The sequence below is a fragment of the Streptomyces xanthophaeus genome (assembly GCF_000725805.1).
In the GTDB taxonomy this organism is placed as follows: Bacteria; Actinomycetota; Actinomycetes; order Streptomycetales; family Streptomycetaceae; genus Streptomyces; species Streptomyces xanthophaeus.
Map to the genome: position 1 here is coordinate 18,736 of NZ_KL647136.1, position 22,305 is coordinate 41,040.

22 protein-coding genes and 1 pseudogene are annotated in these 22,305 nt (G+C 71.1%); 13 read left to right on the top strand and 10 right to left on the bottom strand.

Annotated features, from left to right (window positions below; all coding sequences use genetic code 11):
• Nucleotides 1-232 (top strand): annotated as a pseudogene (locus IO30_RS44160) (aggregation-promoting factor C-terminal-like domain-containing protein); the annotation flags it as partial.
• A 174-nt stretch (nucleotides 233-406) separates the two neighbouring features.
• On the opposite strand, the gene IO30_RS0137130 reads toward IO30_RS44160, so the two are convergent.
• On the bottom strand, nucleotides 407-1,576 hold the full coding sequence (locus IO30_RS0137130) for a steroid 3-ketoacyl-CoA thiolase (RefSeq protein WP_031150645.1): 1,170 nt from the start codon (nucleotides 1,574-1,576) through the stop codon (nucleotides 407-409).
• A gap of 243 nt (nucleotides 1,577-1,819) precedes the next feature.
• Here IO30_RS0137130 and IO30_RS0137135 point away from each other — a divergent pair, with 243 nt between their 5' ends.
• Nucleotides 1,820-3,064: a cytochrome P450 gene (locus tag IO30_RS0137135; RefSeq protein WP_031150647.1), complete on the top strand. Its 1,245-nt coding sequence runs from the start codon at nucleotides 1,820-1,822 to the stop codon at nucleotides 3,062-3,064.
• A 239-nt stretch (nucleotides 3,065-3,303) separates the two neighbouring features.
• The gene (locus IO30_RS0137140; RefSeq protein ID WP_031150649.1) at nucleotides 3,304-4,677 is read left to right on the top strand and encodes an FAD-binding oxidoreductase; all 1,374 of its coding nucleotides are present in this window, start codon (nucleotides 3,304-3,306) and stop codon (nucleotides 4,675-4,677) included.
• Here IO30_RS0137140 and IO30_RS0137145 read toward each other — a convergent pair.
• Nucleotides 4,674-6,731: a bifunctional glycosyltransferase 87/phosphatase PAP2 family protein gene (locus IO30_RS0137145; RefSeq protein WP_031150651.1), complete on the bottom strand. Its 2,058-nt coding sequence runs from the start codon at nucleotides 6,729-6,731 to the stop codon at nucleotides 4,674-4,676. The two genes, IO30_RS0137140 and IO30_RS0137145, sit on opposite strands and share 4 nt — an antisense overlap.
• A gap of 120 nt (nucleotides 6,732-6,851) precedes the next feature.
• On the opposite strand from IO30_RS0137145, the gene IO30_RS0137150 reads away from it, so the two are divergent.
• Entirely contained in the window at nucleotides 6,852-7,184 is a 333-nt protein-coding gene (locus IO30_RS0137150) for an antibiotic biosynthesis monooxygenase family protein (RefSeq protein WP_031150653.1), read from the top strand.
• Between the two features lie 71 nt (nucleotides 7,185-7,255).
• Here the strand turns inward: IO30_RS0137150 and IO30_RS0137155 are convergent, their stop codons facing one another.
• Nucleotides 7,256-7,651, bottom strand: a complete 396-nt coding sequence (locus tag IO30_RS0137155; RefSeq protein WP_031150655.1) for a nuclear transport factor 2 family protein — start codon at nucleotides 7,649-7,651, stop codon at nucleotides 7,256-7,258.
• A gap of 104 nt (nucleotides 7,652-7,755) precedes the next feature.
• Between IO30_RS0137155 and IO30_RS0137160 the strand changes: the two genes are divergently transcribed.
• Both IO30_RS0137160 and IO30_RS0137165 read left to right on the top strand, forming a co-directional pair.
• Complete coding sequence (locus IO30_RS0137160) at nucleotides 7,756-8,496, top strand: DUF6193 family natural product biosynthesis protein (protein WP_031150657.1); 741 nt, start codon at nucleotides 7,756-7,758, stop codon at nucleotides 8,494-8,496.
• Nucleotides 8,497-8,577: 81 nt separating this feature from the next.
• Nucleotides 8,578-9,099, top strand: a complete 522-nt coding sequence (locus IO30_RS0137165; protein ID WP_051859411.1) for a GNAT family N-acetyltransferase — start codon at nucleotides 8,578-8,580, stop codon at nucleotides 9,097-9,099.
• A gap of 18 nt (nucleotides 9,100-9,117) precedes the next feature.
• Here the strand turns inward: IO30_RS0137165 and IO30_RS0137170 are convergent, their stop codons facing one another.
• Together IO30_RS0137170 and IO30_RS45780 are read right to left on the bottom strand one after the other, a co-directional pair.
• A complete protein-coding gene (locus IO30_RS0137170; protein ID WP_031150662.1) occupies nucleotides 9,118-11,190 on the bottom strand; it encodes an MDR family MFS transporter in 2,073 nt (690 codons plus the stop codon).
• Nucleotides 11,191-11,560: 370 nt separating this feature from the next.
• Nucleotides 11,561-12,187, bottom strand: a complete 627-nt coding sequence (locus IO30_RS45780) for a hypothetical protein (RefSeq protein ID WP_051902822.1) — start codon at nucleotides 12,185-12,187, stop codon at nucleotides 11,561-11,563.
• 10 nt (nucleotides 12,188-12,197) lie between these two features.
• Here IO30_RS45780 and IO30_RS45785 point away from each other — a divergent pair, with 10 nt between their 5' ends.
• Together IO30_RS45785 and IO30_RS0137180 are read left to right on the top strand one after the other, a co-directional pair.
• The gene (locus IO30_RS45785; protein WP_157853453.1) at nucleotides 12,198-12,368 is read left to right on the top strand and encodes a peptidoglycan-binding domain-containing protein; all 171 of its coding nucleotides are present in this window, start codon (nucleotides 12,198-12,200) and stop codon (nucleotides 12,366-12,368) included.
• Nucleotides 12,369-12,503: 135 nt separating this feature from the next.
• Nucleotides 12,504-13,187, top strand: coding sequence for an HAD-IA family hydrolase (locus IO30_RS0137180; RefSeq protein WP_031150665.1), 684 nt, complete (start codon nucleotides 12,504-12,506; stop codon nucleotides 13,185-13,187).
• A 93-nt stretch (nucleotides 13,188-13,280) separates the two neighbouring features.
• On the opposite strand, the gene IO30_RS0137185 is transcribed toward IO30_RS0137180, so the two are convergent.
• Nucleotides 13,281-13,862, bottom strand: a complete 582-nt coding sequence (locus IO30_RS0137185) for a TMEM165/GDT1 family protein (protein ID WP_031150666.1) — start codon at nucleotides 13,860-13,862, stop codon at nucleotides 13,281-13,283.
• A gap of 531 nt (nucleotides 13,863-14,393) precedes the next feature.
• On the opposite strand from IO30_RS0137185, the gene IO30_RS0137190 reads away from it, so the two are divergent.
• From IO30_RS0137190 to IO30_RS45065, 4 genes are all read left to right on the top strand, one after another.
• Nucleotides 14,394-15,038: an HNH endonuclease family protein gene (locus tag IO30_RS0137190; RefSeq protein WP_107066967.1), complete on the top strand. Its 645-nt coding sequence runs from the start codon at nucleotides 14,394-14,396 to the stop codon at nucleotides 15,036-15,038.
• An 81-nt stretch (nucleotides 15,039-15,119) separates the two neighbouring features.
• Nucleotides 15,120-16,775 (top strand): alkaline phosphatase D family protein, encoded by a 1,656-nt coding sequence (locus IO30_RS0137195; protein ID WP_031150670.1) that lies wholly within the window; start codon nucleotides 15,120-15,122, stop codon nucleotides 16,773-16,775.
• A gap of 177 nt (nucleotides 16,776-16,952) precedes the next feature.
• Nucleotides 16,953-17,588: a DedA family protein gene (locus IO30_RS0137200; RefSeq protein WP_078904092.1), complete on the top strand. Its 636-nt coding sequence runs from the start codon at nucleotides 16,953-16,955 to the stop codon at nucleotides 17,586-17,588.
• A gap of 542 nt (nucleotides 17,589-18,130) precedes the next feature.
• Complete coding sequence (locus IO30_RS45065) at nucleotides 18,131-18,679, top strand: hypothetical protein (protein ID WP_237403463.1); 549 nt, start codon at nucleotides 18,131-18,133, stop codon at nucleotides 18,677-18,679.
• 13 nt (nucleotides 18,680-18,692) lie between these two features.
• Here IO30_RS45065 and IO30_RS0137210 read toward each other — a convergent pair whose 3' ends face one another.
• On the bottom strand, nucleotides 18,693-18,917 hold the full coding sequence (locus tag IO30_RS0137210) for a DUF2277 domain-containing protein (RefSeq protein ID WP_031150677.1): 225 nt from the start codon (nucleotides 18,915-18,917) through the stop codon (nucleotides 18,693-18,695).
• Between the two features lie 100 nt (nucleotides 18,918-19,017).
• On the opposite strand from IO30_RS0137210, the gene IO30_RS48240 reads away from it, so the two are divergent.
• The gene (locus tag IO30_RS48240; RefSeq protein ID WP_100661309.1) at nucleotides 19,018-19,092 is read left to right on the top strand and encodes a 50S ribosomal protein bL37; all 75 of its coding nucleotides are present in this window, start codon (nucleotides 19,018-19,020) and stop codon (nucleotides 19,090-19,092) included.
• A 67-nt stretch (nucleotides 19,093-19,159) separates the two neighbouring features.
• On the opposite strand, the gene IO30_RS0137215 is transcribed toward IO30_RS48240, so the two are convergent.
• The 3 genes from IO30_RS0137215 to IO30_RS0137225 form a co-directional block, all read right to left on the bottom strand.
• Nucleotides 19,160-19,576 (bottom strand): hypothetical protein, encoded by a 417-nt coding sequence (locus IO30_RS0137215; RefSeq protein WP_157853454.1) that lies wholly within the window; start codon nucleotides 19,574-19,576, stop codon nucleotides 19,160-19,162.
• 481 nt (nucleotides 19,577-20,057) lie between these two features.
• Nucleotides 20,058-21,311, bottom strand: coding sequence for a hypothetical protein (locus tag IO30_RS45790; protein WP_157853455.1), 1,254 nt, complete (start codon nucleotides 21,309-21,311; stop codon nucleotides 20,058-20,060).
• A gap of 332 nt (nucleotides 21,312-21,643) precedes the next feature.
• Complete coding sequence (locus IO30_RS0137225) at nucleotides 21,644-22,303, bottom strand: YdcF family protein (RefSeq protein WP_031150683.1); 660 nt, start codon at nucleotides 22,301-22,303, stop codon at nucleotides 21,644-21,646.
• Nucleotides 22,304-22,305 lie beyond the last annotated feature (2 nt).

Genomic DNA, 22,305 nt, shown 5'->3' on the forward strand with positions numbered 1-22,305 from the left:
GGCGCAGTTCGCGGCGTTCAACAACATCGTTTCCCGTGAGAGCGGCTGGAACCACACCGCCACGAACTCCTCCTCGGGCGCGTACGGCCTGGTCCAGGCGCTGCCGGCCTCGAAGATGGCTTCGGCGGGCTCGGACTGGAAGACCAACCCGGCCACCCAGATCAAGTGGGGCCTGGACTACATGAACTCCCGCTACGGCAGCCCCGTCGGCGCCTGGGACTTCTGGCAGTCCGGCTCGGTATCCCGTGGCAGCAGACGCCGCACCAGCACCACCCGTCACTGCGCCCGCGCCAGCGGTAGAAGCAGTACGCATGCGAAGGCCCCGGTGGCCGGCCTCCCCAGGTCCGGCCCCCGGGGCCTTCGGCTTCCCATCCCACTGGGTTCGGTGTGCGCCGCCCCTACGGGGTCACAGGCGCTGGATGATCGTCCCGGTCGCCAGTGCGCCACCCGCGCACATGGTGATCAGGGCGAACTCCTTGTCGCGGCGTTCCAGCTCGTGCAGCGCGGTGGTGATCAGCCGGGCGCCGGTGGCGCCGACGGGGTGACCCAGCGCGATGCCGCCGCCGTTCACGTTGACCTTCTCCAGGTCCTGGTCGAAGACCTGGGCCCAGCTGAGGACCACGGAGGCGAAGGCCTCGTTGATCTCCACGAGGTCGATGTCCTTCAGCGACATCCCGGCCTTGCCGAGCACGGCCCGCGTCGCGTCGATCGGCCCGTCCAGGTGGTAGTGGGGGTCGGCGCCGACCAGGGTCTGGGCGACGATCCGGGCGCGCGGCCTGAGCTTGAGGGCCCGCGCCATCTTGCGCGAGGCCCACATCACGGCGGCGGCCCCGTCGGATATCTGCGAGGAGTTCCCGGCGGTGTGCACGGCCGTCGGCATGACCGGCTTGAGCCGGGCCAGCGCCTCCATGGAGGTGTCGCGCAGCCCCTCGTCCCGGTCGACCAGGCGCCACATCCCCTGCCCCGCGGCCTGCTCCTCCTCGGTGGTGGGGACCTGCACGGCGAAGGTCTCCCGCTTGAACCGCTCCTCGGCCCAGGCGGCCGCGGCCCTCTCCTGGGAGAGCAGGCCGAGCCGGTCCACGTCCTCGCGGGACAGGCCGCGGTGGCGGGCGATCCGCTCGGCGGCCTCGAACTGGTTCGGGAGGTCGACGTTCCACTCGTCCGGGAACGGCTTGCCCGGGCCGTGCTTGGACCCGGAGCCCAGCGGCACGCGGCTCATGGCCTCGACGCCGCATGCGATGCCGATGTCCATGACGCCGCCGGAGATCATGTTGGCGACCATGTGGTTGGCCTGCTGGGAGCTGCCGCACTGACAGTCCACGGTCGTGGCGGCCGTCTCGTACGGGAGCCCCATGGCGAGCCAGGCGTTGCGGGCGGGGTTCATCGACTGCTCGCCGGCGTGGGTGACGGTGCCGCCGACGATCTGCTCGACGCAGTCGGGCTGGATTCCGGTCCGGGCGAGCAGTTCGCGGTAGGTCTCGCCGAGCAGGTAAGCGGGATGGAGGTTGGCGAGCGCGCCCCCGCGCTTGCCGATGGGGGTGCGTACGGCTTCGACGATGACGGGTTCCGCGGCCATGAGCTCGTCCTCTCCTGCACAGCGCCAGCGCGGCGGGCCGTCCCGGCGCCCCGCCCTGAACTAGTACGCGTTCTAGTTCTCCCCGCAGTCTTATGACCCGGAGCCCCGTCACGCAAGGGTCTTGCACGCGGCCTGCACGGATTCCACACGCAACAGTTGGTGCGCCGACCCTTGTCACTTCTAGAACTCGTTACTACCTTCAAGCCAACTTCTGATGGTCCGTCAGACTTTGGAGTTGCCCCGATGCCCTGTCCCGCGCTGCCCGACGGCTTCGACGCCACCGACCCCGACCTGCTCCAAAGCCGCGTCCCGCTCCCGGAGTTCGCTCAGCTGCGGCAGACGGCACCGGTGTGGTGGTGCCCGCAGCGGCGGGGCATCACCGGCTTCGACGACGAGGGCTACTGGGTCGTGACCCGGCACGCGGACGTCAAATACGTCTCCACGCACCCGGAACTGTTCTCCTCCACCACCAACACCGCGATCATCCGCTTCAACGAGCACATCCAGCGCGAACAGATAGATGCCCAGCGTCTGATCATGCTGAACATGGATCCGCCGGAGCACACCCGCGTCCGCCAGATCGTGCAGCGCGGCTTCACCCCACGGGCCATCCGCGGGCTGGAACAGGCCCTGCGGGACCGCGCCCTGAAGATCGTCGAGGAGGCCGTGGCGGCCTCGGCCGACGGCAGCTTCGACTTCGTCACCCAGGTGGCCTGCGAACTCCCGCTCCAGGCCATCGCCGAGCTGATCGGCGTACCGCAGGAGGACCGGTCGCGGATCTTCGACTGGTCGAACAAGATGATCGCCTACGACGACCCGGAGTACGCGATCACCGAGGAGGTCGGCGCCGAGGCGGCGATGGAGCTCATCGGCTACGCCATGAACCTGTCCGCCGAGCGCAAGGAGTGCCCGGCCAAGGACATCGTGACGCAGCTGGTGGCGGCCGAGGGCGAGGGGAACCTCGGCTCCGACGAGTTCGGCATGTTCGTCCTGCTGCTGGCCGTCGCGGGCAACGAGACGACGCGCAACGCGATCAGCCACGGCATGCACGCCTTCCTCACCCACCCCGAGCAGTGGGAGCTCTACAAGGCGACCCGGCCGGCCACGGCCGCGGAGGAGATCGTGCGCTGGGCCACCCCGGTGGTGTCCTTCCAGCGGACCGCCACCCAGGACACCGAGCTGGGCGGGCAGAAGATCAAGGCGGGCGACCGGGTGGGGATGTTCTACTCCTCCGCCAACCACGACCCCGAGGTCTTCCGCGACCCCGAGGTCTTCGACATCACCCGCGACCCGAACCCGCACCTGGGCTTCGGCGGCGGCGGTCCGCACTTCTGCCTCGGCAAATCCCTGGCGATCATGGAGATCGACCTGATCTTCAACGCGCTGGCCGACGCCCTGCCCGACCTGCGCCTGACCGGCGAGGACCCGCGGCGGCTGCGCGCGGCCTGGCTCAACGGGATCAAGGAACTGCGGGTCAGTCACGCCTGACCCGTGACCCAGGACGGCAGGGGCCCCTCTCCCACGCCCCGGCCCCTGCCGTCCACCGGCCCGCCCGCGCCCGTTCGAGTGGCGGCCCCGCCGGAACGGGGTGATCCTGACTGACAGCGACGATCCAGCCGAAGGGGCGCCGGGGCAGTGCTTGCCCCGGCGCCCCTTCGGCCCGTACGGGGGCTCGTAGCGGATCCGGCCGCCCTGCGCGGTGTACGGCCCGGTGTCAGACTGGACCCATGGCCACGGCAACGCTCAGCCCGTCCTTCCGGGGGCGGCTCGTGCGGCCCGGGGACCCCGAGTACGACGCGGACCGGCGGGTCTGGAACGGATCCGTAGACCGTTCCCCCGCCCTCATCGCGCACTGCGCGGGCGTCGCGGACGTCATCGACGCCGTGCGCTTCGCCGCCGCTTCCGGGCTCCCCCTCGCGGTCCGCTCCGGCGGGCACAGCTTCCCCGGCCAGTCGGTGTGCGACGACGGCACCGTCATCGACCTCTCCCTCATGCGGGGCATCCGGGTGGACCCGGACGCCCGGACCGTCCGGGTCCAGGCCGGGGTGCTGCTCGGCGAACTGGACCGCGAGACGCAGGCGTTCGGGCTGGCCGTCCCCTCCGGGATCGTCACGCACACCGGCGTCGCCGGGCTGACCCTGGGCGGCGGGATCGGCTGGCTGATGCGCAAGTACGGGCTCACCGTCGACCAGCTGCTCTCGGTGGACCTGGTCACCGCCGACGGGAGCTGGGTCAAGGCGAGCGAGGACGAGAACGCGGACCTCTTCTGGGGCGTGCGCGGCGGCGGCGGGAACTTCGGCATCGTCACCGAGTTCGAGTTCCGGCTCCAACCGCTCGGCCCGGTGGTGCTGGCCGGCCCGGTCATCTGGCCGATGGCCGAATCGGCGCGGCTGCTGCGCTTCTACCGCGAATGGATCACCGCCGTACCGGACGAGCTGACCACGGCCGTCGTCCACCGCAAGGCTCCGCAGGCCGCGTACCTGCCGCCCGAACTGCACGGGAAACCCGTGGTGATGGTGATCTGCTGCTACGCCGGACCGGTGGAGGAGGGGCAGGAGGTGCTGCGCCCGCTGCGGGAGTCCGGGCCCGCGCCGCTGGTGGACCTGTGCGCGCCCAAGCCGTTCACCGAGCACCAGGCGATGTTCGACCCGTCGTTCCCCCACGGCCGCTGGTACTACTTCAAGTCCTGCGACGTGGACCGGCTCACCGACGAGGTCATCGACCGCACCGCCGAGCACGCGGCGCGGATCGTCTCGCCGCTCACCGCCTTCCCGATCTTCCAGCTCGGCGGGGCGATCGCACGGGTCGCGGAGGACGCGACGGCCTTCGGCGGCCGCAACGCGGGCCACACCTTCAACATCAACGCGACCACCGAGGGCCCCGAGGGATTCGAGGCGGAACGCACCTGGGCGCGGGGCCTGTGGTCGGCGCTGGCCCCCCACCACACGGGCGTGTACACGAACTTCCTGATGGAGGAGGGCCAGGACCGCGTCCGGCAGGCGTACGGGGAGCACAAGTACCGGCGGCTGCAGGAGCTGAAGCGGCGCTACGACCCCGGCAACCTCTTCCGCCTCAACCAGAACGTCCCGCCCGCCGGCTAACGGCTCCGCGCCGGGGACCTCACCCCGCGCTCACGGTCCCGGTCCTCTTCCTGCTCCTGTCCCTTCCCGCCGTCCGTGCGCTGCGCGGGCAGGTCGACCTGCAGCCGCCTCGGCCCCGACAGGACGTGCACGAGGCCGAAGCCGGCCGTCACGACGGCCGCCCCGCCGACCGCGTCCAGGACCCAGTGGTTGGCGGTGGCGACGATCGCGCAGACCGTGATCAGCGGGTGCAGGGCCCCGAGGAGCTTCTGCCAGCCCTTCGGTGCGAGCACGACGATCACGATGCCGCACCACAGCGACCAGCCGAAGTGCAGCGAGGGCATCGCCGCGTACTGGTTGGAGATCGCGGTCATGGCCCCGTACGAGGGGTTCGCCAGGTCCTGCGGCCCGTGGACGGTGTCGACGAAGCCGAGGGCGGGCATCAGGCGGGGCGGTGCGAGCGGGTAGAGCCAGAAGCCGGCCAGGGCGAGGACCGTGGCCAGGCCGAGCGAGGCGCGGGCCCAGCGGTAGTCACCGGGGCGGCGCCAGTACAGGACGGCGAGGATCGTCAGCGGGACCACGAAGTGGAAGGAGGTGTAGTAGAAGTTGAAGAAGGCTTCCAGCCAGGGCCTGTTCACCACGGCGTGGTTCACGGCGTGCTCGATGTCGATGCCCAGCGCGCGCTCGATGCCGTGGATCTGGGCGGCGTTGTCCTCCGCGAGGCTGCGGCTGGTGGGCGCGGCGGCCCGGATGTGCGAGTAGAGCGAGTACCCGACCCGTATCAGCAGCAGTTCCAGCAGCAGGTTGGGGCGCGAGAGCACGCGCCGCCAGAACGGCATCAGCGGCACCCGCGCCCAACGGGACCCGGCCGGGCGCCCGTAGGCGGTGGGCACGGGCTCGCGCCAGTACGGCGACGAGCGCGGCAGGAACGGCACGGCGCAGGCCGCCGCCAGCGCGGCGAGCAGCAGCACGTTGTCGCGCACGGGTGCCAGCGCCGCCAGGTTCGGGAACAGCACCGCGCTCGGCAGGGTCATGGCCAGCACGACGGCCACCGGCCAGACGGACCGGTCGGCGGCCCGCTTGCCGACCTTGCCCGCGACGGCGAGCAGCACCCACAGCAGCTGGTGGCGCCAGCCCGCCGGGGAGACGGCGACGGCCACGCAGCCGGTCACGGCGACGGCGAGCAGCAGCTGCCCGTCGCGGGCGTAGCGGGTGGCGCGGCGCAGGCCGGTCCAGGTGATCGCGGCCGCGAGGGCGGCGTAGAGCAGTGTCTCGGCGGGTCCGCTCAGGCCGAGGCGCAGCAGCGCTCCGTGCACGGACTGGTTGGCGAGGCCGTCGGGCGCGCCGCCGAGGCCCGCTCCGGCGAGGTGGTCGACCCAGTACGTCCAGGAGTCGCGCGGCATGGCCGCCCAGGACAGTGCGGTGACCCCGGCGAAGGACGCGGCGGCGGACGCGGCGGCCGGCCGGCGGCCCGAGCGCCACAGCAGCGGGGCGAAGAGCAGCAGGGCGGGCTGGAGGGCTGCGGCGAGGCCGACGAGGACGCCCGCGGGCCGGTCGCCGGGCACCCGGAAGACGGCCAGGAGCACCATCAGCACCGGCAGCACGGCGGTCTGTCCCGGTGAGGCGGCCTCGCGGACGGGCAGCGAGACCATCATGAGGGCGACCAGGACGGGCGCCGCCAACAGCGCGGTGCGCCGTGGCACGGGGTCGGGCAGGGCCCGTGCGGCGACGAGCCCGATGGCGGCGACGAACAGCAGGGTCGCGCAGGTCCAGGCGACCTCCAGCGAGGGGGCCGCGAAGCCGGTGAGCGGCTTGAGGACCAGCCCTGCGAAGGGGGTACCGGTGAACTGGCCGGCGTCGTACAGCGAGCCCGGCAGGCTGCCGGGGAGGTGGAAGCCGCTGAGCCACTCCGCGGGCGGCACGCGCAGCACTGCGGCGGCCTGCCGGACCGCGAGGGCTCCGGCCAGGGCCCACAGCAGCAGGCGTACTGCTCCGAGTCTGCCGCTGTCGCCCACGCCTACGCCTATGACTCCGGCATGTCCCTTCGCACTCCTGTGCTCCGCCGCGTTAGCCACGCCTCGCAGGCCTCCCGCCGTGTCGACCGCAACCCTGACTTCGCCTGGCTGCCGCGTTTGATGCACCGCTTCATTACCTGGGACGACGATATCCCCCATGGGATACCTAGGATGGCTTCCATGAGCATCGTGAAGATCAACGCGCTGACCGTCCCCGCTGAGCAGCGCGAAGTGCTGGAGCAGCGCTTCGCCTCCAGGGCGGGGGCCGTGGAGGGTTCGGACGGTTTCGAGTGGTTCGAGCTGCTGCGTCCCGTGGAGGGCACCGACCAGTACCTGGTGTACACGCGCTGGCGTTCCGAGGAGGACTTCCAGGCGTGGATGGAGGGGCCGATGAAGGCTGCCCACCAGGGCGGCGGCGGGGCGGGTGGCGGCGAGCGCCCGAAGCCGGCCGCCTCGGGTTCCTCGGTGTGGTCCTTCGAGGTCGTGCAGCAGGCGGCGCCGAAGCAGGCCTGACCTGCGGATGAGCAACAGGGGCCCGGGGCTATGCCCCGGGCCCCTGTTTTGCGGTTCAGCGGTTCAGCGGTTCAGCTCCAGAAGGCGTCGGCCTCCTCGATGTCCTCGGTGCACTCGTCGATGTCGGTGATCTTGTGCCCGATGATCGTGAAGAAGAGGCCGCCGCGGATCTCGATGCCCCGGTCCCCCCGGTCGGCCCGGGTGGTGTGGAAGGTCATCACGTGGCCGCGGCCGTCGGCGAGGACGGTGTGCAGGTCGACCTGGAAGGTGCCCCGGGTCTCCTCCCCGAGCCTGCGGTAGAGGTCTAGGACGGCCTCGCGCCCCTTGTGGTGCCCGGAGAGCGGGCTGCTACCGGGCACGTGGTGGATGACGTCGGCCGTCATCAGCGTGCTCAGCGTCTCCATGTCGCCCTTGCCGAAGGCCTCGTAGCCGCGGCGGATCAGGGCACAGTCCGGATGCTCCGACATGACGGTTCACACTCTCGACGTGGGCGGATTGTCCTTTTTCCCATCATCAGCCCGTCCCTGCGGATATTCCACGCCGACGGTCGGCTCGGGCACAATCGGGAGCCGTGCACACTCCTCCCGATCCCGCGGCCCTGTACCCCGACGTCGCGGCCCGCGGCAGCCTCGCCGCGGCCCTGCGGGCCGAGGCGGGGAGCCGCCTGGACGCCGTCCCCGTCACGTCACCGGACTCCGCTCCGTTGCTCTACGCGACCGCCGCAGGGGCGCCGCCGCACCGCGAGCCGCTGCGGATCAGCGCCTCGTCGCGGCAACGGCAGTGGTCGATCCGCGGTACGGAGCCGCACCAGGGCCTGGCCCTCGTCGACGGCGGGACGGACGACCTGGCCGAGGTCGCCCGGGCCGTGCGGGCGTGGTGCGACGGGACGGCCCTGGAGGACATCCGCCGGGCGGCGCCCTTCGTGCACCTGACCGGCCGGTTCGAGGTGCCCGACAACGATCCCGCGCTCCTGACGGAATCGGAGTGGCAGGGCCTGCGGCGGCAGGCCGCCGAGCTGGAGTACGCCTGGCAGGAGACGCACCAGAACCTGATCGAGGCAGCGCACGCCGAACCGGCGCTCCGCGCCCTCTACCCGTTCACGAGCCACTGGGCCCTGCGCTTCTCGACGACCCCCCGCCCGGCCCTCACCGTCGTCGGACCCTGCCTGGGCGCGAACAGCGACGGCACGTACGGGGTGGGCACGGGCATCATCAGCGACGACCTCGGCCGATTCACCACGGCACGGGAAGCCGTGGCAACAGCAGTACGCCACCTACCCCCCGACCTCGGCCCCACCACGCTCGGCCGCTAGGGACTGCTCGCGAAAAACCGGCCGCGAGCGCCCGCGCCGCCGCCGTAGGCTCGCCAGCCTACGGATCGGAGTCACCACGTCATGGACAGCACAGTGATCAGCCCAGCAGCCCCGGCCGCGACGTCGTCGTGGGTCGTGGCCGCGGAGTTCTTCGGCACCGCGGACGCCACCGCCCTGCGCCGCGCCTACTACGCCGAGGTCGCCGGCCGGTTCTGGGACCGGACCGTCACCGAGGCCGAGATCGACCAGGGCCTCCTCGACTTCCCGGACGACGAACTGGTCCCCCCGACGGGGCTGTTCGTCGTCGGCCGGTTCGGCGGCGCTCCCCTGGCCTGCGGCGGGATACGGCTGCTGGACGCGGCCACCGCCGAGCTCACCCGGGTGTACGTGGATCCGCGCACCCGCGGCACCGGCGGCGGGGCGGCGCTGCTCGCGGTCCTGGAGGACGCGGGCCGGGCGATGGGCGCCGAGCGGGTCCGCCTCGACACCCGGTCGGACCTGGTGGAGGCCCGCGCCCTGTACGCGCGCCACGGGTACGCGGAGATCCCCGCCTACAACTCCGGTCCGTACGCGCAGCACTGGTTCGAGAAGCGCCTCGTCTGACGGGACGGCATCCCCGGGTCAGTGCAGGGCGTGGTCCCGCCGCGCCGGGGCGTCGTAGGGCTCCTCGTCGTCGGAGCCGCACAGCTCCTCGTTGAGCTCGGCGACCAGTTTGATCAGGTCGGTGGGGCGGTCCGGGCCCCACCAGTCGCCCAGCAGTTCGGCGAGGGACTCCTGCCGGGCCGCAGCGAGCTTCGTGGCTGCCTCGCGTCCCCGGTCGGTGAGGACCAGGGCGAGTCCCTCGCGTACGGCGAGGCCGCGTTCCTCGGCCTGGCGGGCGGCGTCGGTGATGGCCTTGAGCGGGACGACCGTGCGCTCGGCGAGTACCGCGGGCTCGGCGGAGCCGTACTTGTTGATCCTCAGCAGCAGCCAGCTGGCGGCGGGCAGGAGGTCGTAGCCGGCCTTCGCGGTGATCTTCTCGTAGACGTGGCGGCGGCCCTCGCGGGTGCCGAGGACCGACAGCGCGCGGGCGACCTCGTCGTGCGAGGAGCGTTCGACGGGGTTGGAGGCGAGGGTCTCGGTGACGTCGGGCGCGGTGACCGAGGCGCGGAGCTTGTCCTCCTTGAGGAACCAGGCGATCACGAAGGCGACGAGGACGATGGGCACCGCGTAGAGGAAGACGTCGGTGATGGAGTCGGCGTAGGCGTCGAGCACGAGGGGCTGCTGCTCGGCGGGGAGTGTGCTGATGGCCCGGGGGTCGGCCTCCAGCTGGGCGATGTCCACGCCGGGCGGCAGGGTGACACGGGCCAGGGCGGTGGTCAGGTCGTCGTCGAGCTGGTGGGTGAAGACGGTGCCGAAGAGGGCGACGCCGAAGGAGGCTCCGATGGAGCGGAAGAAGGTGGCGCCGGAGGTGGCGACGCCGAGGTCGGCGTAGCTGACCGCGTTCTGCACGACGAGGACGAGCACCTGCATGACCAGGCCGAGGCCGGCGCCGAACACGAAGAAGTAGGCGCTCATCTCCCAGGTGGAGCTGGTGCGGTGCAACTGGTGCAGGAGGAGCAGGCCGATCGCGGTGACGCCCGTGCCCAGGATGGGGAAGACCTTCCACCGGCCGGTGCGGCTGACGATCTGGCCGGAGCCGGTGGAGGAGATCAGCATGCCGATGACCATGGGCAGCATGTGGACGCCGGACATCGTCGGCGAGACGCCCTGGACGACCTGGAGGAAGGTCGGCAGGTAGACCATCGCACCGAACATCGCGAAGCCGACGACGAAGCTGATCACCGAGCAGAGGGTGAAGGTGCGGATCCGGAACAGCTTGAGCGGCAGCACGGGTTCGGCCGCCTTGCGTTCCACGAGGACGAAGGCGACGAGCAGGACGGCGCCGAGCACGGTCAGGCCGATGATCTGGGCCGAGCCCCAGGCCCAGGTGGTGCCGCCGAGGGAGGCGACGAGCACGAGGCAGGTGGCGACGGAGGCGATGAGGAGGGTGCCGAGGTAGTCGATGGTGTGCTTCGAGGACCGCGACGGGATGCGGAGAGCGGCGGCGATCACGGCGAGCGCGACGAGCCCGATGGGGAGGTTGATGTAGAAGACCCAGCGCCAGGACAGGTGGTCGACGAAGAGTCCGCCGAGCAGCGGGCCGAGCACGCTGGTCGCACCGAAGACCGCGCCGAAGAGGCCCTGGTACTTGCCGCGTTCCCGGGGCGGGACGATGTCGCCGACGATCGCCATCGAGAGCACGATCAGCCCGCCGCCTCCGAGGCCCTGCAGGGCGCGGAAGCCGATGAGCTGGGGCATGTCCTGGGCGAGGCCGCAGAGGGCCGAGCCGATGAGGAAGAGGACGATGGCGTACTGGAAGAGCTTCTTGCGCCCGTACTGGTCGCCGAGCTTGCCCCACAGCGGAGTGGCCGCGGTGGAGGCGAGCATGTAGGCGGTGACGACCCAGGAGAGGTGGGCCATGCCGCCGAGCTCGCTGACGATGGTCGGCAGGGCGGTGGAGACGATGGTCTGGTCGAGTGCGGCGATCAGCAGGCCCAGCAGCAGGGCGCCGATGGAGACGATCACCTCGCGGGGCGCGTGCTCGCCTGCGGGTCCGGACGGGTGCGGACCGGGACCGGGGTCCACGGCCTTGCGGGTCACATCCTGAGCCATCCGTTCCTCCTCAGGCCGATCACCTCTCCATCCTGAGCGGTGTGTCCGGTTATGGCCTCTCGGAGGGTTGGGAGGGCCCTTGCGGGTCTGCATAATCGCAGGCAGTTGCCAGGGGAGGGATTCCAGTGAGCCGTGAGCACTGTCCAGATTGCGGCGCCGTCGGTGCTGCCTGCGGGTGTGATCGGGGTGCGGGTTTCGACCCCTTGCGCATCCGTCCGTACGTGACCCTGCCCGACCCGGCGGGGCATGACGGGCTTGAGCCCGCGCCGGCGGCGCCGCCGATGCTGGGCGTGGTGGCCCCGGATCCGGATCTGGGCCGCACCCCGGCGTACGGCATGCCCGTACCGCCCGACCCGGGCGGTACCCCGGCCTACGGCATGCCCGTGGCGCCGGGGCAGCAGCCGTGGCCGCAGGGCCCGGCCGGCGGCCCGTACGCGTCCGGCACGGCGCGCGTCCCGGCGGTCCCGGCGGTCCCGGCAGCCCAGGCCTCACCGGCCGGCGTCGGCGGCCCTGGCGCCCCCGGCGGCCCCGGCCGCCCGGGGAGCAGGGGCGGGGCCCCCAGGAGCAGGAAGGGCGCCCACCGGGCCTTCCAGGGCGTGGTCCCGCTGATGGTCGCTGCGGCCACTTTGATCGGCGTGGCAGGGACGGCGCTGGCGCTGTGGGCGTTCCCGGCTTCGTCGGGCGGCGAGCTCACGATGCTCGACGGGGTGCCGTCGGCCGCGCCGCCGGTGGCGAGCACGGCTCCGGCCGGGCCCTCGCGGTCGGCGTCCCCGGGGCCGGGGAGCGCGTCCCCGTCGGCCTCGGCCTCTGCGTCGGCCTCCCCGAGCGCCTCCCCTTCGCCCTCGCCCTCGGCGTCGGCGTCCCCTTCGCCCTCGCCGAGTGCCTCCCGGTCCTCCGCGCCGCCTTCGCCGAGCCCGTCGCCGAGCGCGAGCCGCTCCCCCAGCGCCTCGCCGCCGCCGAAGCCCGTACAGGGGCCGACGCTGCGGTACGGGGACACGGGCGCGGAGGTGGAGAAGCTCCAGCGGCTGCTGGCGGCGCAGGGGCTGTACCAGGGCAGGTTCAACGGGAAGTTCGACTGGCGCGTGGAGAACGCACTGTCGACCTTCCAGTACGACAACGGCATCGAGGAGGAGTGGGGCGTCTACGGTCCCGTGACCCGTCGCGCGCTGGAGGGATGAGGGTCACACCCGGGCGATTGGCGTAGACCGCACTCCATTTTGTATTCTGTGGGAACAAAGTGGTTCCGTCCTCAATCCCTGACCGGTGGACGGAACCACTTGTTCTCTTTTCCCGCCCCGTCTGGAGCCCCGCCCATGCCGGCCAGCACCACCACCGCACCCGTCGTCCTGACCGCCAAGGCCCTGCTCCTGGACATGGACGGCACCATCGTCAATTCCGACGCGGTGGTCGAACGCTGCTGGCGCGAGTGGGCCGTCTCCCACGGGCTGGATCCGCAGGAGGCCCTCAAGGTGGTCCACGGCCGTCAGGGCTACGCCACCATGGCCGTCCTCCTGCCGGAGCGCCCGATGGAGGTCAACCTCGCGGAGAACGCGGTGATGCTCGCCCGCGAGACCGCCGACACCGACGGGGTGGTGCCGGTCGGCGGCGCCCCCGAGTTCATGGCTTCGCTCGACGGGCTCCCGCACGCCCTGGTCACCTCCGCCGACGCCGCCCTCGCCGAGGCCCGGATGACCGCGGCGGCCCTGCCGATGCCCGAGGTCCGGGTCACCGCCGAGTCCGTCGCGGCCAGCAAGCCGCACCCGGAGGGCTTCCTGAAGGGCGCCGCCGCGCTGGGCGTCGCGCCGGACGACTGCATCGTGTTCGAGGACTCGGCCGCGGGCATCGCCGCGGGCCGTGCCGCCGGGATGCGCGTGATCGGCGTCGGCCCCCGTGCCGCCGCCCACGCCCCGACGGCCCACGTCCCCGACCTGACGGCCCTGCGGGTCACCGCGGCCCCCGACGGCTCGATCCGGGTCACGGTGCAGCCGCAGGCCTGAACGGGCCCGCACGGACCGACGTACGCCGCCCCCGCCGCCCTGCACGGGCCGCGGGGGCGTACGTCGTCCCGGCGCTGCCGGGGCGGCTCCTGCTCAGCCCGCGATCGCCTCGTACAGCGAGAACACGGCCAGGGCCGCCATCACCGCGGCCGCGATCTTGGTGATCAGCCGCAGCGGCACGTACTTCATCAGGGTGCGCCCGCCCAGGATGCCGATGCCCGCGACCGCCCACAGGGCGAGCACCGCGCCTATGCCGACGGAGACGGGATTGTCGTAACGGGCGGCGAGGTTGGCGGTCATGATCTGCGTGAGGTCACCGAACTCGGCCACCAGGATCAGCATGAAGCCCGCCCCGGAGACCTTCCAGAAGGACTGGTCGGCGGGCGGCTTCACCTCTTCGTCCCCGTCGTCCTTCTTCAGGAGCAGCATGGCTGCGCCCGCGAGGAACAGGACGCCGACGACGGCCTGGACGAGCCGGTGCGGGAGGAGGGTGAGCACGCTTCCGGCGGCGATCGCCAGCGCGACGTGCACGGCAAAGGCCGCCGCGACACCGGCGAAGACGTACGAGGCGCGGTAGCGGGTGCCGAGCATGAGCCCGGCGAGGGCCGTCTTGTCGGGGAGCTCGGCGAGGAAGACGACGCCGAAGGCGATCGCCGTGACGCTGAAGCTGAACACGGGGTGGAACCTCAATCGGTCGGGCAGGACGCCATCGGGACCGAGAGACCTGGGGTTCTTCAGGGGTCGCTTCGGCTCGGCGGCGCCCTGGCTGACGTATGCGCGCACGAGCGCGCCCACGCCTGAACAGGACACTGCGGCCGAAGGTCTCGCTGGCCGGCCGCTGTCCGCGGCCTGCCTCCGGGCGCCGGCTGGTGTGACCCAGCAGTATGTCGACGGTCCGGCGAAGAGCTACTCCCCTTCTGCTCCGGCAAGGGTACGCGACGCCGCGGGCGGTCCGGAATGGGCCGTTGGTCCCGACGCGGGCCGCCACGCCGCCCCCGTCCCACCGGCCACCGACTGCCTCACACGGCACGGAATCTCAACTTCCGATTGAAAAGGCCCTGTTGGTCGACTTGATGTGACGTGCCCATGTCGCCAAGCTGTCACCCGGCGCCCATCCCCGCGACACCTGGCGCCGCCACCATGGCCGCGCCCCGCCGGGGCCGTACGGCCACACCCCCCGCACCCAGGGAGCCCCTCATGGCACTCATACCCACCGTCTACGCGCGTCGAGTTGGCGTGCTCACGTCAGCGCTCGCCCTCGCTTCCCTCACCGCCCTCGTCAACGCCCCCACCGCCGCGGCCGCCCCGCCCGCCCCCATCAGCGCCGCGGCCGCCCGCTCCTACCTCGCCACGGTCACGCCGAAGGCGGAAGGTTCCACCAGCGGCTACAGCCGCGACCTCTTCCCGCACTGGAGCACCGTCTCCGGCAGCTGCAACACCCGCGAGACCGTCCTCAAGCGGGACGGCGTGAACGTCGTCCAGGACTCCGCCTGCGCCGCGGTCAGCGGAAGCTGGTACTCCGAGTACGACGGCGCCACCTGGACCGCCGCCTCGGACATCGACATCGACCACATGGTCCCGCTCGCCGAGGCCTGGCGTTCCGGGGCCGCCTCCTGGACCACCACCAAGCGCCAGCAGTTCGCCAACGACCTCAGCCGCCCGCAGCTCATCGCGGTCACCGACAACGTCAACCAGGCCAAGGGCGACCTCGACCCCGGCAAGTGGCTGCCGCCGCGCACCGCCTACCGCTGTACGTACGCACGGATGTGGGTCCACGTGAAGCAGTACTGGGGCCTGAGCATGGACGCCGGCGAGAAGACCGCCCTGACCAACGTCCTGAACGCCTGCTGATCTCTCCCCCGCCAGGGGGAGGCGCGGCTCCCGCTCCCCGTCGTACCGTGACCGCAGGGGACACGAAGGAGGGGGAGTCGCATGGCAGGACTGCGGCTGGGACCACTGCTGCGCCAGGTCGACTGGGACACCGGTGGTTCGGCCACGATATGGGTCGAGACGGACCGTCCGTGCACCGCCGAGGTGCGGTGCACGGACGGTGCGGGCGGCAGCGTGCGCACCTTCCAGATAGAGGGGCACCACTACGCCCTGGTGACGGTGACGGGCCTGACCCCGGGCACCACGACCGAGTACGAGGTGCTGCTCGACGGCGTGCGGGTGTGGCCCCTGCCCGACAGCGGCTTCCCGCCGAGCACGATCACCGCGCCGTCCCTCTCGGGCCCGGGGCGGCCCGAGGCCGCGCTGCGGGTCACCTTCGGCTCCTGCCGCCAGGCCGTACCGACGCCCGGCCGGCACGGGCCGCACGGCCCGGACGCCCTCGACACCCTCGCGGCGCAGCTGGCCGCCGATCCGGGGGCGGAGCGGCCGGACGTCCTGCTGCTCCTCGGCGACCAGGTGTACGCGGACGCGCTGTCGCAGGAGACCCGGCGGTGGCTCGCGGCCCGGCGGGACCTGCGGGAGGCTCCGGGCGCCCAGGTCGCGGACTACGAGGAGTACACCCGCCTCTACTACGAGTCCTGGCTCGACCCGGAGATCCGGTGGCTGCTGTCCACCGTGCCCAGCCTGCAGATATTCGACGACCACGACGTCATCGACGACTGGAACACGAGCGCGGCGTGGCTCGCCGAGATGCGGGCGACCCCGTGGTGGCGGGAGCGGGTCCTCAGCGGGCTGATGTCGTACTGGGTGTACCAGCACCTGGGCAATCTCTCGCCCGCCGAACTGGAGTCCGATCCGCTCTACGGGGCGGTCCGCGAAGCCCCGGACGGTACGGACCTGCTGAGGGCCTTCGCGGCGCGGGCGGATGCCGATCCGAGCACGGTGCGCTGGAGCTACCGGCGTGACTTCGGGCGCAGCCGGCTGCTGATGGTGGACACGCGGGCGGCGCGGGTGCTGGCCGAGGACGGGCGGGCGATGCTCGACCCGACGGAGCAGGAGTGGCTGCGGGAGAACGCGCTCGCGGGGCACGGCAGTTACGACCACCTGCTGATCGGGTCCTCGCTGCCGTGGCTGATGCCGCCGCTGATCCATGACGCCGAGACGTGGAATGCGGCGCTGTGCCGCGGGGAGCGGGGGCCGCGCTGGGCCCGGATCGGCGAGAACCTGCGGCGGCGCAGCGATCTGGAGCACTGGGCGGCGTTCCCGGCGTCGTTCGCGGCGCTCAGCGACCTGATCGAGGAGGTGGGGACGGGGCCGCGGGCTCCGGCGACGGTGTGCGTGCTGTCGGGGGACGTGCACCACGCGTATGTGGCCGAGCCCCGCATACCGAGTACGGCGCGGGTGTTCCAGCTGACGTGTTCGCCGGTGCACAACTCCATCCACACCGCGGTGAAGTGGGGTTTCCGACTGGGCTGGTCGCGTACGGGGCGATGGCTGGGACGCGGTTTCTCGCGGCACGGGCGGACGGGCCGGCCTCCTTTGAGCTGGCGGCGTACGGGTGGTCCGTGGTTCGGGAACCAGCTGATGACGCTGGCGCTGGCGGGGCGTACGGCCCGGCTCCGGCTGGACCAGGCGCGCCGGGAGCGCAAGCGGGCCACGCTGGTGACGGTGCTGGACCGGGAGCTGACCGGGAGCTGACCGCGCCGCGGTGAGCTGCGTCCGGACGGTGCGCGGCGGTGCGCAGGAGCGGCCCCGGGCGTCCGGTGGGCGGACGTGCGGCGTACGCTGTATGGCTGTCAGGCCGCTCTTGCCGCTCCCCCGCGACGTCGCGGCGCTTCGTGCCGCAGAACGTCAACCGGACTGGGGAGTCCCGCTTTGCTTGAGACGCTGGGGTCGCTGACCACGAGTCCATGGATCTACGCCGTGGTGGCGGTGTCCGTGGTGCTCGATGTCTTCCTGCCGGTGCTGCCGAGCGGCGTGCTGGTGATCACCGCGGCCGCGGCCGCGGCGGCCGCCGGGGCGGCCGGCCCGGTGCCGGTGCCCACGCAGGTGCCGGACATCCTGGCGCTGCTGGTGATCGCCACGACGGCCTCGGTGCTGGGTGACATGGCCGCGTACCGGCTGGGCCGCCGCGGCGGGGCCCGGCTGGACCGGGCCATCGCCCGCTCCCGGCGGCTGACGCGGGCCCACGAGCGCCTCGGCACGGCCCTGGCCCGCGGCGGCGGCGCCCTGGTGGTGATCGCCCGCTTCGCCCCGGCGGGCCGCTCCGTGGTCTCCCTGGGCGCGGGCAAGACCCACCGCAAGGTGAAGGAGTTCCTGCCCTGGTCGGTCCTGGCGGGCATGGCCTGGGCGGGCTACAGCGTGGCCCTGGGCTACTTCGGCACGCAGTGGCTCGGCACCCAGTGGCTCGGCACCTCGGTGTCCCTCGTCGCCCTGTTCGCGGCGGGCGCCCTGGCCGCCTTCCTCGTACGCCGCCCCCTCCCCGCCGCCGCGGCCACCCCGACGGCGTAACCCCACTGCCCGCTCCCGGCGCGCCGCGTCGGACGCCGCCCGGGGGCTCCGGGGCGCGCGGGGTCCCAGGCTCCGGGATGCACGTGGGGGCTGCCCCGGAGTCCACAATCCGCGCGGGAGCCGCCCCAGACGCCCCAGTCCGCGCGGGGTCCCAGGCTCCGGGATGCACACGGGGGCCGGCCCGGAGTCCACAATCCGCGCGGGAGCCGCCCCAGACGCCCCAGTCCGCGCGGGGTCCCAGGACTCCGAGGTGCACACGGGGGCCGGCCCGGACTCCGCGGTCCGCGCGGGAGCCGCCCCATGCTCCACCTTCCACTCGGACGCCGCCCCGGACTCCGCGGTCCGCGCGGGCCCCCGGACTCCGGGGTGCAGTCCGCCGCGCGGGGTCCCCCGGACGGAGCAGTGCCTCACCCGTTCACCCGGCCCCGATCGCCGCAGCCGGGTCGGGCTCCTAGCGTCCACAGCACGGTGCGATACCGAATCCGCGTCACATCCGTGCCCTGGCCGCGCCGCCGCTTCGAGGAGCCCGAGGAGTTCTCTCCATGCCCGCCAAGACGCACGCACAGCCGCACACCCCGACCCACGTCACCGCCGACGTCACCGCCCACGCCGTGTCCCGCCGCCTGCTGCGGGCCGCCGCCGCGGCACTCGTCGTCGCCGCCGCGACCCCGGCCACCGTCGCCCACGCAGCCCCCTCCGCCTCCGTCTCGCCGAGCACGGTCGCCCCGGGCGGCCGGGTCGGCCTGAACGTGGCGGGCTGCGGCACCAAGACCGGCCGGGCCACGTCCAGCGCGTTCGGCGACGTACAGCTGACACCCGGCAACCTGGAGGCCACCAACCTCTTCGGCAGCGCCACCGTCTACAACAACGCCAGCCCGGGCACGCACCGCGTCATCTTCGAGTGCGGCGGTGCGGGCGGCCAGCGCGTGACCGTCTCGCTCCAGGTCACGCCGGGCGCCGCGCGCGGCGGTACGGGCGGCAGCGTCGGCTCGATGAGCCCGGGGCAGATCGCCGTTGGCGGCGCCCTCGCCGCGGGCGCGCTCGGAGCCGGGGTGTGGCTGCTGCGCCGCCGCGCCCACACGGCGGCCTGAGGCCCCGCGGGGGTCAGACGGCGGCGGCCTGGCCCCGCACGTGCACCCCGTCGAGCAGCAGCCGGGTGGCTTCGGCGACGGCGTCGACCGCGTCGTCGAACACCTCGCGGTTGTGCGCGGCGGGCGCCCGGAAGCCGGACACCTTGCGCACGTACTGCAGCGCAGCGGCGCGGATCTCCTCCTCGGTGGCCTTCTCGGGGATGGCGGGCGGGCGCAGGGTCTTAATGGAACGGCACATACCCCCACTATCCCGCTCCCGCCGCCGCTGATGCGAGCGTTCCGGGCGGAACCTAGACTGACGAAGGCACGGCAGTTCCCGTACGAGGGAGAGGTGCACCATGGCCAAGCGAGGCAACAAGCGGCGCGCCCGCAAGAAGAAGAAGGCCAACCACGGCAAGCGCCCCAACGCCTGACCCGTCCACGCCACAAGGCCCCCGCCCTCCCCGGGCCGGGGGCCTGCGCACGTCCGCGCCGCCCCCTCTACCGCTCGCGCCTGCGGAACCCGACCCCGGCTGACGTGGCACCCGCGAGAGCCGAGACCACGCCCCCGATCGTCGCGGCCTGGGTCCACCCGTCGGCCCCGCCGGCCCGCGCACACGCGACGGGCTGTTCCACCGGCCCCGAAGCCGAAGCACTCGCCGACGGCTCGTGCCCCTTCACGGGCGACGACGGCAACAGCCCCGGCGGGCCCGAGGCACTCGGCGACGCGGATGCGGACGCGACGGGAACCTCCACCGGCCCGGCAGCCCGGTCGGACAAGGTGCTGAAGAGAACACCGGCCAGCAGGACGGAGCTTGCGACCAGCAGGACGATGCCGATCCCCACCAGCTTCCGCTTGTCCTCGCGGCGCTCGGGGTCGGTGGAGGAGGGTGAACGACCCGGTCCTTCATGGCTCACCCCACCAGCCTGCCGCTCAACGCCCGCCCCCGCCCGCCCCGATGACCCAGGTGGCCCTACCCAGGCACACCGCGGGCCCTGGACGCGAAAAGACCCCCCGCCATGACCGGCGGGGGGTCTTCCTACTGGTGGGCGCGGACGGTTTCGAACCGCCGACATCTGCTTTGTAAGCTCGCCCGGCCTTTGGGCTTGACCTCATGTTCCGACGCTCACCCCTGACATGGCAGCGCTCCCTTGCCCGCATAAATCCGCCGACGTTCGCCAGTGTTGCCGTCAACCGTCGCCGTCAGATGTAGCGCACTGGTCGAGCGATCCAGAGCGGAACTATGGAGAGTTGTGAATCGCACGGCAGGGCGGACGGTGCTCACTGATGCTTGCCACCGTCCCGGCTGGCGCCCCACCCCCGAACTCCCGAACCCTCGCGTCGCAAGGCCCGATGCGCCACTCAAGCAGCGCATGGCCGGTCCTCCAGCGCGCCCCCTCAGGTCAAAGTCGGGGCGTCAATATTCCTGCCCTTAATTAGCTCGACCACCTCTTCCCGCATTTCAAAATAGAGGGGATCGAGCAGCAGATGAAGAGCATTAAGCTCCCCATCATCAAGCAATTTCCGCATTTCGGTAACAGCCTTTTCCTTCAGGTCAAGCAAGACGTATTTTCGATGCGAATACACTAGGGACAGCCCACCCGTATCCCAAGCTTCCACATCGCTACGGATCGCATCCACCCCGTGGAGCTTCTTCACTGCTAGCCAGTGAATCGCCTGCATCTCTAGCTCATCCCGCCTCGACAGACCAAGAGACAGGGCATATTTCACAAGAGGAAGAGCGGCCGTCCATAGTCCCAACCGAGAGCAGCGCTTCGCCTCCCCCATCAACATGTTCAAGAACGTTGAGCGATGAGGCCTATGCATCTTTAGACCGACCGAAGTAGAGAGAAGCCGCCCCAGTGCGAGAATATTCTCTAGGCAATTCGTCAAGTAGCGATCAGAAACTTCGAGCACATCTCCAACACATTTTCCCTGAAGAGACTCCGGGAGCGCGAGTCCTCGAATGCTTTCTAGATACAGATGATTCACCTTTGAGCCTGCATGCACCACCAGGTTACGTCGGGCAAACGCCTCTCGGATGGTCGGCCACTCAGCCGGAAGCCCTGTCATTGAGAGACCGCCTCCGGCTTTCTTCAGCCACTTTTCCCAGCCATCGATACTTTCTCGCATTAGCGCCGCCGCCTTGCGCTCAACAAGATACTCTCGCGCATCCTCGATGGAGGAAAATTCAGAGATCTGCTGGAGCGTGAAAGAGTAGTCTGAGTCATTTAGAGCTGAGGTATTGACGTCATAAATCGACCTGGCGATACTTGCAAACAGGACTTCAAATCCCGATATCGTCGAAACTAGTAGTGATCGACGCATGAGATCACTCCTAGACCCCGCCCTGATATGTTGGAACATGCTGGCGAAAAACTCATCCATAGCCGTACTGGCGGGCCCTTCGAGCCTTACAACAACTCCTTCCCAGGGCTCGCCATCGAGTCCATCCTCTTTCGCCTTCTTGGAGGCATCGATAGCCTTCTGCATTTCCTCTGCCAGTTCGCGAAATCCATCTTGAATTGAATTTCGCTCTTCTCGACCTAGATGCGCGAAGAGGTGAGATAGGTCAGGCACCCCTACATCCCCGGACCACTTAGTTTCGAGCCCCGGAAGGGCAGTCTTGTTGATGTCGATCAACGCCACCATCTGGGCAGAGAAGTCGTCAGTGGAGTCGATCAGTTTGCGAACGGGACTCGGCAGGTCCCTTGGTCCTGAGCTCGCTGAGATGGCCACTCCGCCCCACTCCCCTTGCAGCGATTCCGAACATGCTGTACCGGCATAGAGAGTAGGGCCAGCAGGCCTCTAGCGCAGGAAAATTCGAGCTCTGCCCACGTGGCACCAGCCCTGGCAGGACGTCCCGTCACTCCCGAGCCAGCCCCCGCCGGATGCATCCGTTCGCCAGAAGCAGCTCGACCAGCCGGTTTCGAATCCATGCCCCATCCGGCGCGGCATAGATGGCGGCAGCGCCCGTGAAGCAGCTATAGAACCGGCGTGCGTGCTAGCCGACTGACGAAACCTGCAGCACATAGGCGCTCATACGCGGCCAAGACTTCGCCGGGTACAGGGACGGCGATCATGAAGCCCTGCGCCGGGTAGAGCACAAGACGTTGAAGGGCGCCAACCAACATGTCGATGACCAAGCCTGGGTCGCCGATCGAGTGGCTGTACTGGCGAAGTGTGATGGGTGTAGAAGCGCTGACGATCTCGACTTCGGTCCATAGCTTGCGGGCCGTGGCGTAAGCGCGGCGTTCCTCGTAGGGCTTGCTGACTAGTAGGACCGACTCGACCTTCGTGCCACGCTCGTCCAGCAGCTCTTTGGCAAAGCGGATGTTCTCTCCAGTGTTCGTCGCCCTTGGCTCCACGAGGACAGCGGCCGGCGGAACGCCGAGTTCGAGGGCGCGTTCGCGGTAGTGGACCGCCTCGCCGCGGGGCATGCGGGTCTGCGTCGTGGGACTGGTGTCGCCCGTGAAGACAATCAGGGGTGCCATGCCGCGCTGGTAGAGGTCGACGGTGGTGTCCGCGACGCCGAGGTCGTGGCTGCCCAGCCCCACGGCTACGGAGCATGGGCGGGGTTCGTGATGCATCTGGTGGAAGTCCCAGATGATCTCGGCATCCGCCCATGCGCGCTCAGAGATCACCG